At 71.4% G+C, this 13,109-nt stretch carries 16 protein-coding genes; 6 read left to right on the forward strand and 10 right to left on the reverse strand.

What is annotated here, in order from left to right; genetic code table 11:
• Positions 1-290 precede the first annotated feature (290 nt).
• From DSY14_RS22845 to DSY14_RS22865, 5 genes are read left to right on the forward strand one after another with little or no spacing between them, the layout of a single operon-like run.
• Positions 291-839: a hypothetical protein gene (locus tag DSY14_RS22845; protein WP_211718674.1), complete on the forward strand. Its 549-nt coding sequence runs from the start codon at positions 291-293 to the stop codon at positions 837-839.
• Positions 839-1,363 (forward strand): hypothetical protein, encoded by a 525-nt coding sequence (locus tag DSY14_RS22850; RefSeq protein ID WP_211718675.1) that lies wholly within the window; start codon positions 839-841, stop codon positions 1,361-1,363. Before DSY14_RS22845 ends, DSY14_RS22850 begins: the two co-directional genes overlap by 1 nt.
• A 38-nt stretch (positions 1,364-1,401) precedes the next feature.
• Entirely contained in the window at positions 1,402-2,031 is a 630-nt protein-coding gene (locus tag DSY14_RS22855) for a hypothetical protein (RefSeq protein WP_211718676.1), read from the forward strand.
• A gap of 6 nt (positions 2,032-2,037) precedes the next feature.
• The gene (locus DSY14_RS22860; protein WP_211718677.1) at positions 2,038-2,625 is read left to right on the forward strand and encodes a hypothetical protein; all 588 of its coding nucleotides are present in this window, start codon (positions 2,038-2,040) and stop codon (positions 2,623-2,625) included.
• Entirely contained in the window at positions 2,622-3,173 is a 552-nt protein-coding gene (locus DSY14_RS22865) for a hypothetical protein (protein WP_211718678.1), read from the forward strand. The genes DSY14_RS22860 and DSY14_RS22865 overlap by 4 nt, the downstream gene beginning before the upstream one ends.
• A 38-nt stretch (positions 3,174-3,211) precedes the next feature.
• On the opposite strand, the gene DSY14_RS22870 is transcribed toward DSY14_RS22865, so the two are convergent.
• The 6 genes from DSY14_RS22870 to DSY14_RS22890 all read right to left on the reverse strand — a co-directional run bounded on the left by DSY14_RS22870 (position 3,212) and on the right by DSY14_RS22890 (position 7,467).
• Entirely contained in the window at positions 3,212-3,517 is a 306-nt protein-coding gene (locus DSY14_RS22870; RefSeq protein ID WP_211718679.1) for a DUF1416 domain-containing protein, read from the reverse strand.
• The gene (locus DSY14_RS22875) at positions 3,514-4,359 is read right to left on the reverse strand and encodes a sulfurtransferase (RefSeq protein ID WP_211718680.1); all 846 of its coding nucleotides are present in this window, start codon (positions 4,357-4,359) and stop codon (positions 3,514-3,516) included. The genes DSY14_RS22870 and DSY14_RS22875 overlap by 4 nt, the downstream gene beginning before the upstream one ends.
• A 357-nt stretch (positions 4,360-4,716) precedes the next feature.
• Positions 4,717-4,803 (reverse strand): putative leader peptide, encoded by an 87-nt coding sequence (locus DSY14_RS29655; protein ID WP_355267795.1) that lies wholly within the window; start codon positions 4,801-4,803, stop codon positions 4,717-4,719.
• Between the two features lie 186 nt (positions 4,804-4,989).
• A complete protein-coding gene (locus DSY14_RS22880) occupies positions 4,990-5,313 on the reverse strand; it encodes a thioredoxin family protein (RefSeq protein ID WP_211718681.1) in 324 nt (107 codons plus the stop codon).
• The gene (locus DSY14_RS22885) at positions 5,313-6,011 is read right to left on the reverse strand and encodes a DUF2993 domain-containing protein (protein ID WP_211718682.1); all 699 of its coding nucleotides are present in this window, start codon (positions 6,009-6,011) and stop codon (positions 5,313-5,315) included. Before DSY14_RS22885 ends, DSY14_RS22880 begins: the two co-directional genes overlap by 1 nt.
• A 301-nt stretch (positions 6,012-6,312) precedes the next feature.
• On the reverse strand, positions 6,313-7,467 hold the full coding sequence (locus tag DSY14_RS22890; protein ID WP_211718683.1) for a putative quinol monooxygenase: 1,155 nt from the start codon (positions 7,465-7,467) through the stop codon (positions 6,313-6,315).
• Between the two features lie 248 nt (positions 7,468-7,715).
• Here DSY14_RS22890 and DSY14_RS22895 point away from each other — a divergent pair, with 248 nt between their 5' ends.
• The gene (locus DSY14_RS22895; protein WP_211718684.1) at positions 7,716-8,522 is read left to right on the forward strand and encodes an HAD family phosphatase; all 807 of its coding nucleotides are present in this window, start codon (positions 7,716-7,718) and stop codon (positions 8,520-8,522) included.
• A 464-nt stretch (positions 8,523-8,986) separates the two neighbouring features.
• Here the strand turns inward: DSY14_RS22895 and DSY14_RS22900 are convergent, their stop codons facing one another.
• The 4 genes from DSY14_RS22900 to hemL all read right to left on the reverse strand — a co-directional run bounded on the left by DSY14_RS22900 (position 8,987) and on the right by hemL (position 12,840).
• A complete protein-coding gene (locus DSY14_RS22900; protein WP_211718685.1) occupies positions 8,987-9,949 on the reverse strand; it encodes an NAD-dependent epimerase/dehydratase family protein in 963 nt (320 codons plus the stop codon).
• 223 nt (positions 9,950-10,172) lie between these two features.
• On the reverse strand, positions 10,173-10,271 hold the full coding sequence (locus tag DSY14_RS22905; RefSeq protein ID WP_013155353.1) for a 30S ribosomal protein bS22: 99 nt from the start codon (positions 10,269-10,271) through the stop codon (positions 10,173-10,175).
• Positions 10,272-10,564: 293 nt separating this feature from the next.
• A complete protein-coding gene (locus DSY14_RS22910) occupies positions 10,565-11,200 on the reverse strand; it encodes a histidine phosphatase family protein (protein WP_211718686.1) in 636 nt (211 codons plus the stop codon).
• A gap of 332 nt (positions 11,201-11,532) precedes the next feature.
• Positions 11,533-12,840: a glutamate-1-semialdehyde 2,1-aminomutase gene (gene hemL, locus DSY14_RS22915; RefSeq protein ID WP_211718687.1), complete on the reverse strand. Its 1,308-nt coding sequence runs from the start codon at positions 12,838-12,840 to the stop codon at positions 11,533-11,535.
• Between the last annotated feature and the right edge of the window lie 269 nt (positions 12,841-13,109).

Below are 13,109 nucleotides of genomic sequence, written 5' to 3' on the forward strand. Positions count from 1 at the left end.
CGGACCCCCTGCCCCGGTGACCGATGCCCCCGACCACGACGCCACCGGAGGTGATCCGCCGTGACACGGCACCGCACCGTCCCCTGCTCCGTCTCCCCACGCCTCCCGACACCGGACCCCGCCCCGGAGCCGATCGGGACCGCGCACGCCCACGGGCCACGGCCGCACGCCGCCGGCGCCCGCACGCCCGAGCCCCCATACGGGCCCCGGCTCACTCCACCCGCCGAGGCGCCGGTCCGCGGCTCCGCGCGGCCGGACACGGGTGTCCGGGCTCGGGAGGGTGATGCCGGATGACCGAGTTCGAGGTGCGCCTGTCACTTCTGGCCGTGTCCGTGGTCCTCTTGGCCGCATCCCTCGTCTGCCTCGTGCTGAGCTTCCGTTGGCGCCGTCGGCGCGGACTGCCCACGATGCTGTGGCGGCATCCGGAACTCGCGGAGTTCGGCGGCCCGCTCTCTCCGGTGCGGAGAAGTGCCGCGCGGGTCGTCCGCCGTTCGCAGGCGAGTGGTGACCCTCAGGTCGCCCATGTGGTGCGGTCGATCCTGCTACGACGCATCGCCTACTTGAAGGACCCGTGGCATATCCCCGCGCTGGCGCTTTTGAACGCGTCCGTGGTCCTCAACATCGCCCAGAACCTCGTGTACCTCGTCGAGGACGCTCGTCTCCTCGCCACGTCGTTGGGCCTCTTCGGGGTCCTGCTCGCGGTGTCCGTGCCGGCCGTGCCCCTGCTCGGCCGCCGTGCACGACGACGGGCGGAGCGGACCCTCGCCCTGAACGGCGGTGCGGACGGGCCCCGCACGAGCCGCCGTGACCCCACTCCCCAGCGGAAGGAGCGGACCTGATGACGGACTGGACCTTCTTCGCCTGGGCCGTCGGCCTGGGCTTCCTGGTCGCCGCCGCGATCACGTGCGTGGTGCGGAGCCGACGTTGGCGCAGGCGTCACGGTGTACCCGAGAACCCCCGTCAGGACGCCCCGGGACGGGAGGAGCGCCGTCGGGTCAGGCCCTATCTGCGGACGGGCCGGGTCGCATCCGACGCCGATCTCGCCCGTGTCACCGTGGCCGCCGCACACGAGGACCTGCGTCTGTGGGAGGACCCCTGGAGCACGGCGGCCCAGTTCCTCATCGGAACGATGCTCACCCTCAATTTCCTGCGGATGTCCCTGGTCGGCGACCACGCGTCTCCCGGCCTCCTGGTGTTCCAGCCCTTCCTCCTGGGGGTGCTCGTGTACCTCCCCCTGAGGCGCCGTCAGATCCTGCGCCGGGCACGACGGGCGATCGCGGCCAACGAGGAACGCGCCGCCCACGCAGCGCACGCGCACCGTGAGAACCGCCCCTCGCCGACGTGGACCGGCCCTCTGTACTGAGTGATCCCGCCCCCGCACGTCATCGGAGGTACGACCTCGTGACGATCATGGACATCGTCTCCGCCCTCTACGTCCCGGTGGCCGTGGCCGCCGCCGTGGCCTGCGGTGTCACCGCCCGCCGGTGGCGCTCCCGGCATCCGGACACACGGGGCCTGGCCTTGGCCGCGCGGGCGGAGCTTCCCGGCTTCGGCGGCCCGTTCTCCTCGGTGCGGTGGGAGGCGCAACGTGCGGTCGGCCGAGGCCGCGCCGTGGACGATCCGCGCACCGCCTACGTGGTCCGGCTGACCGCCGCGGAACGGCTGCACGGACTCACCTTCCACTGGTCCTCGGGTCTGGTGTTCCTGGGCCTGGCGTTCATCCTGCCGGTCGCGATCGGCGACCTCCTCCACGCCGACGAGGCCGGCAGGGCGTACGTGCGGATGTTCGTCCTTCTCCTCCTCTTGGCGTTGCTGACGATCGGGCCGTTCCACATCAGGAGGACCCTGCGCAACGCCCGGCGCGCGCTGGAGGTGAACGCCGATCGTGCCCTCGCCTTCGCGGCGGTCGTGAAGCAGGAGGAGGCACGGGCGCGGGCCGCGTACGAGGAGGCCGAGCGGGCGGCCACGGTCGCCGAGGCCGCGCAGCGGACCGCACACACCCCGGGCACCGGCGCGCACGAGAAAGGATGACGACCCATGTGGACCCAGGTGGCACAGATCATCATCATCGTCCTGGCGCTTCTGTGCGTCGTGGCGGTGGTGGTGATCGCGTGGAAGTCCCGACAGTGGCGACGCGCACACGGCGATCCGGGGGACGTCCCGATCATCGACCCCGAGTTGACCCGCTTCGGCACGCCGTTCTCACCGATCCGGGAGGAGGCGGACCGACTGATGCGTGAGGGGCGGGCCGCGGACGATCCCGCCACGGCGTACGTGACCCATCGGCTCGCCACGCGTGCGGCGGCCGAGCCGAACCCCTGGGAGGGCCGCGGCTTCCTCGGCGTGGCGCTGATCTGGGTGCTCTACTGGGCGTTCTCCGCGGTTTCCTGGGACAGGGACACGTCGCTCCCCTTCGGTTTCCTCTTCCTGCCGCTCTTCCTCGTGACGGTGACGGCCCTCGCCGGTGTGGCGGCCGCCCGGCGGGATCGTCGGCTACGTGAGCGGGTGGAGCGGGCCGTGGAGCTCAACCGGGACCTGGCCGCCGCCTACGCCTCCGAACGCGACCGCGGCGAGACGGGCACCACGTCATCGCCCGCGCCCGCGGAGCGGGGTGAGGGGGCGTGAACGCGGCCGTGCCGGAATCGGTGACCAGCGCTCTGATCGTGATCGGTGCGGCGACGTCGCTGGTGTCCATGGTGATGACCGCGGTGTGGAACCGCCGCAACGGCGACCCGCCCCTTCCGTGGTCCCGGTTCCCCGGCAGCGTGCCCCCGGTCGATCAACGGCGCTTCGCACGGGCGGCGCGCGAGGGCCTGCGCACCCGCGGCCCCGCGGAGGCCCGTGCGGTCCTCCGGGCCGCCGATCGCCACCGCCGCGCCTGGGAGAACCCATGGGCCACCGCGACGTTCGTGGGGGTGATCGTCCTCCATGCCGGCAACCTCCTCGGCCTCGGAGCCCGTGAGGACGGGGCGAGGGGATCGGTGATGTTCACGGTAACCGCCCTCGTCTTCTTGGCCGTGGCGGCGGGCCTGCCCCTCCGTCGGCGGTACGTCCTGCGTCGCTGCGCGCGGGTGATCGAGCGGAACCGGGGCCCGGCCGGCGCACCGGTTCCAACGCCGGATCGCGCGGAGCCGACCGACCACGACGAAGGCGCCGGCGACCGACGGAGATGATCCGTCGCTCGCCGGCGCCTCGCGCGTTCGGGCGTCCGTCAGGCGTGGACCTGGACGTCCACGACCTTGCCGACCTCGGCCCGCACCGGGTACTCGCCCGTGAAGCCCTGGGAGGCCAGCACCCGTACCTTCCAGGTGCCGTCGGCGGCGAAGAACCGGAAGGTGCCCTCGTCTCCGGTGGCCACCTCGCCGACGAAGTCGTCGGACTCGTTCAGCAGTCGGGCGTAGGCACCGCGCAGCGGCTGCCCGTCACGGGTCACCGTGCCCTGGATGACCGCCTGGCCGCCCGCGTCGACGTCGGCCAGCGCGACACCGCCCTCGGGGGCTCCGCAGCTGTCGCTCACTTGGCCTCCGCCTCTCCGAGCTCGACCGGAACGCCCACGAGCGAGCCGTACTCGGTCCAGGAACCGTCGTAGTTCTTCACGTTCTCGAGACCGACGATCTCGTGCAGCGCGAACCAGGTGTGCGAGGAACGCTCGCCGATGCGGCAGTAGGCGATGATGTCCTTGTCCAGGTCCACACCGGCCTCGGTGTAGAGCTCGCGCAGCTCGTCGGCGGACTTGAAGGTGCCGTCCTCGTTGGCCGTCTTGGCCCACGGGATGTTGCGCGCGGTCGGGATGTGACCCGGACGCTGCGAGGTCTCCTGCGGCAGGTGCGCGGGGGCCAGCAGCTTGCCGGTGAACTCGTCGGGCGAGCGCACGTCGACCAGGTCCTTGGTGCCGATGGCCTCGACGACCTCGTCACGGAAGGCGCGGATCGAGGCGTCCTGCTCCTGGGCCGTGTACGCGGTCGCGGCCCGCTCCGGCACGTCCTCGACGAGCTCGCGGGAGTCCAGCTCCCACTTCTTGCGGCCACCGTCGAGCAGGCGCACGTTGTCGTGGCCGTAGAGCTTGAAGTACCAGTAGGCGTAGGCGGCGAACCAGTTGTTGTTGCCGCCGTACAGGATGACCTGGTCGTCGTTGCCGATGCCCTTGGCGGACAGCAGCTTCTCGAAGCCGGTCTTGTCCACGAAGTCACGGCGGACCGGGTCCTGGAGGTCCGTCTTCCAGTCGATCTTGACGGCGCCGCGGATGTGGCCCTTGTCGTAGGCGGACGTGTCCTCGTCGACCTCGACGAGAACGACGTTGGCGTCGTCCAGGTGAGCCTCCACCCAGTCGGCGTCCACGAGGACGTCGGAGCGGCTCATGGGGAACCTCCTGTGTTTCTTGTGCGGTGTCGCGTGAGCGTCGGTGCGTCGCACTTCCGGTTACTGAGGCCGGAAGCAGGGGTCTCGCGGTGGTCCGTCCTCGCCGTGGGGTGTTCGGGGTACCCCACCGGACCCGACCGTGGGGTCGGGGCGGAGACGGGACGGGGACTACGCATGGTGCGGGCGGACGTGGTCGCGGCCCACGACTCCGGGCGCACGGAACAAGGAGGCTTCATGGGGAGGTGGGACGCATGGGCGCCGACCGTCGAACATGACCCGCATGGAACGCCATCCCTGAGTGCGTGGAGATCAGAAGGACCGATCGCACGGAGTGGGCGGGTCGAAGGACCGTCCGCCCTAGGGACACGGACAGAGCGCGGCGGCGACGCGGCAGAAATCAACCGCCCGTCGCTTCGTCAGATACGCGCTCGTCAAGGAAGTCACGTCGTAGACGCTACAGGCACGACCGCCGTCTTGTCACTGGTGGCCTGGATCACAGGAAACACCGTCGGCCCCGCTCCACCGGCACATGTGGCCCTTCGAGGCGTTCCGGGATGTGGGAACGGCGTCTCAGAACGGGCGCGACCGCGCGGGCCGGACGTGGGGTACCCGTCAAGGTCGGGGTCGGGGTCAGGAGACGGCGCGGCCGAGGGCGGCGATCACGTCGGCCTTGCGCGGCTGCCCCTGGGCGCGGCGCACGATCCGGCCGGCGGCGTCCAGGACGAACACCGTGGGCGTCCCCCGCACCTCCAGCCGACGCACCAGCTCCAGGTGCGACTCCGCGTCGACCTCGACGTGGCTCACGCCCTCCACCATGGCGGCCACGTCCTCCAGAACGCGGCGCGTGGCCCGGCAAGGCTGGCAGAAGGCGCTGGAGACCTGCACGAGGGTGGCCCTCGTGCCCAGCTCGGCGCCGATCTGTTCGGCGCCGAGCGACTCCACGGCGGGGGCCATCAGGCCGCCTCGGTGCCCATCAGCGGAACGTCCGTACCGGTACCGGTGATCCGCAGACCGTTGGAGGTGGCCTCCATGTCGGTGACGGTCAGGCCCAGCGGCAGCTCGGGGACCTGGGCGCTGAAGGTGAGCATGCCGGACACCTGGTCGCTGACGTCGATCGGCAGGTCGCCGATCTGGATGTCCACGGGGGTGACGGAGAGGACGTCGCCGTCGACGGTGAACTCGCCGCCGCTGGAGACCGAGGTGCTCACGCCGCGCTCGGGCAGGGCCAGCTCACCGCTGATGCGGGGCTCACCGTCCTCGGTGCTGATGGTCATGCCCTCGGGCAGGTACGGGTTGAAGTAGGAGTAGGGCACCACGAAGGAGCCGTCGACCTCACCGGCGACCACGGTGGGCTGACTCATGAGGTCGCTCAGCGGCGCCTCGACGTCCGAGGCGGTGGCCTCGATCTGGTCGACCGTCACCCCGCTCATCGTCGCGCTGTCGGCGTTGATGTTGACCTCGGTGTAGGTCCCGCTCAGCACCTGCGGCAGGAACGCCCAACCCTCGATCGAGACGTCCGGCTCCTCGGACATCTCCATCTGCTGCGTCAGACGCTCGGCGAGGGTGTTCTGCGCGAAGGACCGCGCCCCGATGTCGGCCACCACCACAAGCGCCGCGAGGAGGATCAGGAAGACGACAAGAAACTTACGCATCGGAAATCCCAGCACACTTTCTTTCGCTCCGGCGCGCCTCTCGGCTGGGTCGTCCCGCCGGTCGTGGTCACACGCCATCGGCACCCGATGGGCGCCGGTCATGAAAAACCTGTAGGGAAGAGTACTTCACCCCGCATACGACGCAGGGGGCTGCCTCCCGGTTGCGGTCACGGGGGCCGGGGTCGTCACGGACGGGTCCGGGTGACCCGGGCACGACGCACCGCGGGGGGCGCCCCTCGTCGAGGAACGGCGGGGGCGCCGACGACCGAACCGCTGCTCCGGCGGGGTTCGCTCGCGTCGGTCAGCGGGGCATCAGCATGGCGGCGAGGCCGTCGTTGGCCGAGGCGTCGGAGAGCGAGAGCTCGATCACGTTGGTGGCGACCACGTGCGCCGACAGACGGCGGCCGAACTCCAGCATGTGCGACTGCTGCTCGTGCTCCTCCTGCGCCAACTCGTCACGGTAGATCGCGTAGACGATGCGCTGCAGTGGGGCACTGGGCACGGTGTGCGAGGCGAACAGCAGGGTGTCGGGTTCACGCGCGGACACCTCGGCGACGACGGCGTTGGCGAGTCGGTCGAAACCGGGGGCCTGCCCGTCGGCGAGCGTGTAGATCGTGATGACGCCGCGCAGCTTGCCGGACGCCCTACCGGGCGAGGCGGCGGGCGCGCCGTCGTAGAGGTCGTCGTAGGGGTCGGCATTGCGGCGCTTACGGCGCACGGGCTCCTCCTGCGGTTCGTCGAGTTCGTCGTCCACGTCGTCGTACTCGTCGTCGTAGTAGTCGTCGTCATCGTCGTAGAGGTCGCGGCGGGGCTTGGCCGCCAGCGCCGCGGCGCCCCAGAGGGAGGAGACGGCGCCGAGCATGAGGACCGGGCCCATGGCGTCGAGACCCACCCGGCCCACGAGCACGGACAGGAGCACGGACAGGGCGAGCAGCCCGAGGACGGACAGTTCGGTCGTCCCGGGGCCGCGAAGGCCGCGCCGCGCGACGGCGACCAGCGCGGTGACGAGGAGGACGGCGGCGAAGACCTGCGCGCCGTTCACGAGCGCGCGCGGGATCAGGTCGTAATGTTCGGCCAGCGGGGGGAAGGACGAGCCGAAACGACCGCTGATGCGGTCGACGGCCAGCACCACCGTGGGCACGATGATGAAGACGCTGAGGAACAGGCGTGAGGTGAAGCGGGCGTTCGGCGCGCGGACGGCGTACTCGAAGGCCCCCCACGCCATGAAGACGGGCCCCATGAGGCTGACACCCAGGTGCAGGAGCCGGAAGGTGAGCTCGCCGAAGTCGAACAGCACCCCGATCACCGCGGCGCTCAGTCCGACCGTGACACCCAGCGCGGCGATCAACCATGCGATCGCGGCGATACCGGGACGGCGTTGGGCGTACGCGGTCAGCGCGGCGGTGGCACTCCAGCCCACCAACGCGCTTATGAATGTCAGTCCTACCGTGACCATCTCGACAATGATGCTGCACGCCGACGGGTGGATGTGCACAACGTGCACTTTTGGAGGGATGGTCTGGGGGAAGATCCCGCAGAGTGAGGGCGGGAACCACGCCCTACACTGTGATCTTCATCACCGGGATTCACGGGGAGGTTCAGGGACCCCACCGGGACACCGGGTGGCCCTAGGCTCACAGTACGCGGGGGCCGCTTCCCGGCCGCCGGAAGGGCCACCTCCCCCACCCGAGCCAGGAGAGAACCGTGTCACTGGACGTATCGTCCCCGGAACCGGTCGGCCCCGGAGCCGCCTTCTTCGACGTGGACAACACCCTGATGCGGGGCGCGTCGATCTACCACTTCGCCCGTGGCCTCGCCTCCCGCGACCTGTTCACCACCCGCGACCTGATGCGGTTCGCGTGGGGACAGACGGTGTTCCGGGTGACCGGCAGCGAGCAGCCCGAGCACATCAACGCCGCCCGTGAGGCGGCGCTGGCCTTCGTCGCCGGACACGACGTCCAGGACCTGGTCACCCTGTGCGAGGAGATCTACGACGACACCATGGCCGACCGCATCTGGGAGGGCGCCCGCCGGCTCGTGCAGGCCCACCTGGACGTGGGACGGCCGGTCTGGCTGGTCACGGCGACACCCGTGGAGCTGGCCGAGATCATCCGCCGCAGGCTGGGCCTGACGGGCGCGCTGGGCACCGAGGCCGAGAGCATCGACGGGGTCTACACCGGACGGCTCAACGGCGACCTGCTGCACGGACCGGCGAAGGCGGTTGCGGTGCGGGAGCTGGCGCGCAAGGAGGGCTGGGACCTGGCGGCGTGCTCGGCCTACAGCGACTCCTCGAACGACCTGCCGCTGTTGTCGTTGGTGGGCGAGCCGCACGCGGTCAACCCCGACGGGGACCTGCGCCGCTACGCCCGGACCCACCAGTGGCCGGTCCACGACTTCCGCCGACACCGCGCGGCGCTCAGGGTGGCCGTTCCCGCCGCCGTGGCGGGTGCGGTGGCCGGCGCCATGGCGGTGCGCGCGGTGCGGCACCGCAGATCCCTTTCTCCGCGCTGACCACCCTCACAGCGCACTGAACGGCACTGAGAGCGTCGTGGCCGCCCTATCCGGCCCTGACGGCGCCTGAGGGTGCCCGAGGGCGCGCATCGGCGCTCAGGCGCGGTGGTGGAACGCGGCGGTGGGAGATCGTGCGCACACGTCCGGGCGGCACACGACCCACGGCGCGCCGGCCCGAGGAGACCCGGTCGGACCGTTCGGTCGCACCGGCGCCTCGGCGGAGCCCGGGGCGGACGTCGGCCACGGCGGCGCGCACACGGGGCTTCACACGGGGGTCACGGCGCGGGCGGTCGCTCCGCCGCGATGTACCAGGGCGCACCCGCCCGCATCATCACCGCGCGGGCCGCGCGGCGGCACCACGGGCGCGGACCCGCGGACGAACGGAACGCGCGGCCGGAGCACGAGCCGCGATGACGCGGCGACGGGGACACACGTCCGCCCCGGAGGGGTTCGGGGCGTGGGGGTCAGCGCCCGAGGGTGGCGCGGGCCAGGGCGATGACGTGCACGGGGCGCAGGCCGGCACCACGGCCACGACCGCCGCCGGGACGGCCACGGCCAACGCCGCCGCGGCTGTGCGCGTACGACTCGAAGGCCTCGATGGAGCTGTAGGAGGGCGCCCAGTCCAGGGCGGTGCGCAGCGCGACCGGGTCCAAGCGGGCCGCGTGCAGGCCGGTGTTGACCGCACGCGCGGCGCTGGCGCTCGCGTAACCGATCCGGCCGTGCTTGGCCACCCCGCGCAGCACCTTGAGGCCGCGGGCGGGGACGGGGACGCGCTGACCGCCGATCCGGCGCAGGCAGTGGGAGAGCGGGACGGTGTCCTCGCCCGAGACGTCGAAGAATCCGGTCCGGTCGCTGAGCGACATGCGCACGAGCGCCTCGACCCCGTCGTCCTCGTGCAGGAACTGCACGCGCGGGTCGCGGCCCATCACGGTGGGCACGACCCGGTAGTCCATGTAGCGGGTGAGGGGGGTGTCGACGGAGGGACCGATGAGGTTCGCGAACCTCATCAGGGCCACGGACAGGTCCGGGCGGCGGCGCTGAAGGGCGCGGGTGTGCTGTTCGACCTCGGCCGCGTCGTCGGCCTCCAGCGTCGCGCTGGAGCGCACCACGAGGCGGTGGACGTTCTCCGAACGCTGGGCGGCGCCCAGGACCCGCATGGTGCCGAGGAGGTCGTCCTCCCGGTTGGTCCCCTTGGCCGTGTCCAGGCCCAGGTGCAGCACCAGGTCGGCACCGGAGTCGGCGACGACCCGGTCCAGGCTCCCGTCGTGGAGGTCGACGTGGGCGTACTCGATCCCCGGCAGATCGCCCGGCGGAGGTGAGGAGTCGGCACCGATCACCCGGCGTACACCGGGCTTCTCACTGAGGGCCTGGGCGACCCTGGCGGCGAGGGGGCTGGAGACCCCGGTGACGAGTACGACACGAGCCATGGCGATACGTTCCTTGAAAGGAGACGATGAGCGGGAGGCTCGCGGACCGTTCACCCTCCAGGGGTGAAGCGGCGACCGCGACCCGTGAAACACAACAGTGATTCACCCAGAAAATTCCATTGTCGTGGTCAAGGCCACGCAAGGAGGGAAGTGTCTCCGCGCTCGGGACGTGCCCTGCAGGACGCGTCCACGCCCGCGGAGAGACGTTTCGCCGCTAACGGTCCTACTTCTTGTTGCGACGCGCCACACGCGTGCGCTTGAGCAGCTTGCGGTGCTTCTTCTTCGCCATCCGCTTGCGGCGCTTCTTGATGACGGAACCCATGGGATCACCTTCTCGCTGACGAGTGCGTACGGACATGCCGGACCACTGGTGACGAACACCTGGCGGCTCGGATGCGGTTACCGGGCTCGCGGTGGCTCGCACGCGCGGGCGTGCGCGGCCGGTGCGACCGGGGCGGACCCCCGGGGAGGACGGCGCTGAGCACGCACATCTACCGCACCCGTGGCCCCAGCTTAACCGGTAGGGCGTGTTCCACTGACACGAGGCACCGCACTCCGACCCCGGGGCGACCCGTGCGGGCCCCCGCGGGGACGGTCACACCCGGGGACGGCGGGTCACGCTCCGGGAACGGACGAGGCGCCACCGTAGAGTTCCGCGGCCGGTTCCGCGTAACTCACGCTGGCCAGACGCTGGTCGGCGAAGGTCAGCGACGTGACACTGGCGAGATTGCATTCGCGCAGGTCAGGACGGTGCCACAGGCGCTTGCCCTCGGCGGCTCGGCGGGCCATCCAGATCGGAAGCTGGTGGCTGACGCACACCGCCTCCCGACCCCAGGCGGCCCGTCGGGCCACCTTGATCACGTCGACCACCCGGTCGACGATCTGCTGGTACGGCTCGCCCCAGGACGGCCGGAACGGGTTGTAGAGACGCTTGAGCACATGGGGGTCGCGGGCCGAGGCCGAGGAGAGCGACATCCCCTCGAACTTGTTGGCCGCCTCGATGAGCCGGTCGTCCAGGGTCACCGGCAGGTCGAACGCCTTCTGCAGCGGAACCGCGGTCTCCTGGGTGCGGTCCAGCGGCGAGGAGAACAGGGCACCGATGTCGTGGCCCTCGAACCAGTCGGCGGCCAGTTCCGCCATACGCAGGCCCCGGTCGCTCAGGTGGTAGTCGGGCAGCCGCCCGTAGAGGACCTTGTCGGGGTTGTACACCTCGCCGTGGCGGAGCAGGTGGACGACGGTGGTGGTGGTCATCGTGGAAGTCTTTCTGTCCGGGGGCCGGGCATGGGTCGGTGGTGGTGTCCTCTCGGGACGTGCGCTCGGTCTCGGCCCGCCCCCGGGCCGAGCACGGGCCGAGACCTCGGACGCCTCCGATGTGATGGCTCGTTCCTGGCCATTCCACCTTCCGCGCCTTCGGAACCCTGCCGACGCCCGGGGACAGGACCCCGTGGTCGGCCGAGGAGCGCCTCGGTCGTGTTGTTCAGGGTCCGTGTCGCGCTTCGGCCCGTGTCCGGGCGGCCGACCGCGAGGCGGCCACCTTCGGTGGCAGAAGCACGGAACACCCCCTGTGGTTCGTCGAACGGTGCCTAGGCCCGGGACCGTTCCTGCGCCCGTGCCGCGGCCTCGGCGGCCTTCGGCAGGGCGGCGATCACCTGGTCGACGGCGGCCTCGTCGTGGGCCGCGGAGAAGAACCAGGCCTCGAACGCGGCGGGCGGCAGGTAGACGCCCTGTTCGAGCATGGCGTGGAAGAACGCGGCGAACACCTGGGTGTCGGTGGTGCGGGCGCTGTCGAAGTCGACCACGTCCCGGCCGGTGAAGAACACCGTGAACAGGTTGCCGCCGCCCTGGACCCGGTGGGTGACACCCTCCGCGGCGAGGGCCTTGGAGACCTCCGCCTCGACGCGGGCAGAGACCCGGTCGATGTGCTCGTAGACCATCGGGGTGGCTCCGCGCAGGGTGGCCAAACCGGCCGCCGTGGCGAGCGGGTTCCCGGAGAGCGTGCCCGCCTGGTAGACGGGGCCGTTCGGGGCGAGCCGGTCCATGATCTCGGCGCGGCCGCCGAACGCCGCCGCGGGCAGGCCGCCGCCCATGACCTTGCCGAAGGTCACCAGGTCGGCCGCGACCTCCTCCAGTCCGAACCAACCGGAGGCGCTGACGCGGAAACCGGTGAGCACCTCGTCGAGGATCAGCAGCGCGCCGTCCGCGTGGGCGAGCTCCTTGAGGCGGGCGTTGAAGCCGGCCCGCGGCGGGACCACACCCATGTTGGCCGGGCAGGCCTCGGCGATCACGCAGGCGATCTCGCCCGGGTGCTCGGCGAAGGCGCGCTCCACGGCCTCGATGTCGTTGTAGGGCAGCACGATGGTGTCCGCCGCGCTCGCACCGGTGACGCCCGGGGAGTCGGGCAGCGCGAAGGTGGCGAGACCGGAGCCGGCCGCGGCCAGCAGCGCGTCGACGTGGCCGTGGTAGTTACCCGCGAACTTGATGATCTTGCCGCGCCCGGTGAAGCCACGGGCGAGGCGGATGGCGGACATGGTGGCCTCGGTCCCGGAGTTGACCAGGCGGACCTTCTCGGCGGCGGTGCGCTCGACGATGAGTTCGGCGAGCTCGACCTCACCGGGCGTCGGGGCGCCATAGGAGGTGCCGGCGGCGACCTGGCCGTGGAGGGCCTCCACCACGGAGGGGGCGGCGTGGCCGAGGATGAGCGGCCCCCAGGAACAGACGAGGTCGACGTAACGGCGACCGTCGGAGTCCGTGAGGTAGGGGCCCTCGCCCTTGACGAAGAAGGGCGGGGTGCCGCCGACCGCGCCGAAGGCGCGGACGGGCGAGTTCACGCCGCCGGGGACGACGGCGGCCGCCCGCTGGAAGAGCTCTGCGGAAGTCTGTTGAGTACCCACCTCACCAGTGTGTCAGTTGTCCTCCACGCGGTGACCGTGACCCGCCTCGCACCAGGATCCGCAGGTCCGTTCCCTGACGAAGGGGCCTCATGGCCGCGTGGTCGTCCACACGGGCCGGCCCGGCCGCGTGTCGGGGGTCGAGGTCGGGAGGGAGGGGTCCGGAGCGCACAGCGCCGCCCAGAAGGTCGCGCCCCCACCCGGAACGGACCCCGGAGGCGGGGTGTGGACGCACGTGTGCCCTGCCCCGTCCCCTCGGGGCAGGGCACACG

It is taken from the genome of Nocardiopsis sp. MG754419 (genome assembly GCF_018207095.1).
Lineage (GTDB): Bacteria > Actinomycetota > Actinomycetes > Streptosporangiales > Streptosporangiaceae > Nocardiopsis.

Bases quoted from the DNA above. Each gene is read 5' to 3' on its own strand.
- DSY14_RS22885 (WP_211718682.1), bottom strand. From the start codon at position 6,011: ATGCGTAAGTTTCTTGTCGTCTTCCTGATCCTCCTCGCGGCGCTTGTG.
- DSY14_RS22905 (WP_013155353.1), bottom strand. From the start codon at position 10,271: ATGGGTTCCGTCATCAAGAAGCGCCGCAAGCGGATGGCGAAGAAGAAG.
- DSY14_RS22850 (WP_211718675.1), top strand. From the start codon at position 839: ATGACGGACTGGACCTTCTTCGCCTGGGCCGTCGGCCTGGGCTTCCTG.
- DSY14_RS22880 (WP_211718681.1), bottom strand. From the start codon at position 5,313: ATGGCCCCCGCCGTGGAGTCGCTCGGCGCCGAACAGATCGGCGCCGAG.
- DSY14_RS22875 (WP_211718680.1), bottom strand. From the start codon at position 4,359: ATGAGCCGCTCCGACGTCCTCGTGGACGCCGACTGGGTGGAGGCTCAC.
- DSY14_RS22900 (WP_211718685.1), bottom strand. From the start codon at position 9,949: ATGGCTCGTGTCGTACTCGTCACCGGGGTCTCCAGCCCCCTCGCCGCC.
- DSY14_RS22860 (WP_211718677.1), top strand. From the start codon at position 2,038: ATGTGGACCCAGGTGGCACAGATCATCATCATCGTCCTGGCGCTTCTG.
- DSY14_RS22890 (WP_211718683.1), bottom strand. From the start codon at position 7,467: ATGGTCACGGTAGGACTGACATTCATAAGCGCGTTGGTGGGCTGGAGT.
- DSY14_RS22845 (WP_211718674.1), top strand. From the start codon at position 291: ATGACCGAGTTCGAGGTGCGCCTGTCACTTCTGGCCGTGTCCGTGGTC.
- DSY14_RS22910 (WP_211718686.1), bottom strand. From the start codon at position 11,200: ATGACCACCACCACCGTCGTCCACCTGCTCCGCCACGGCGAGGTGTAC.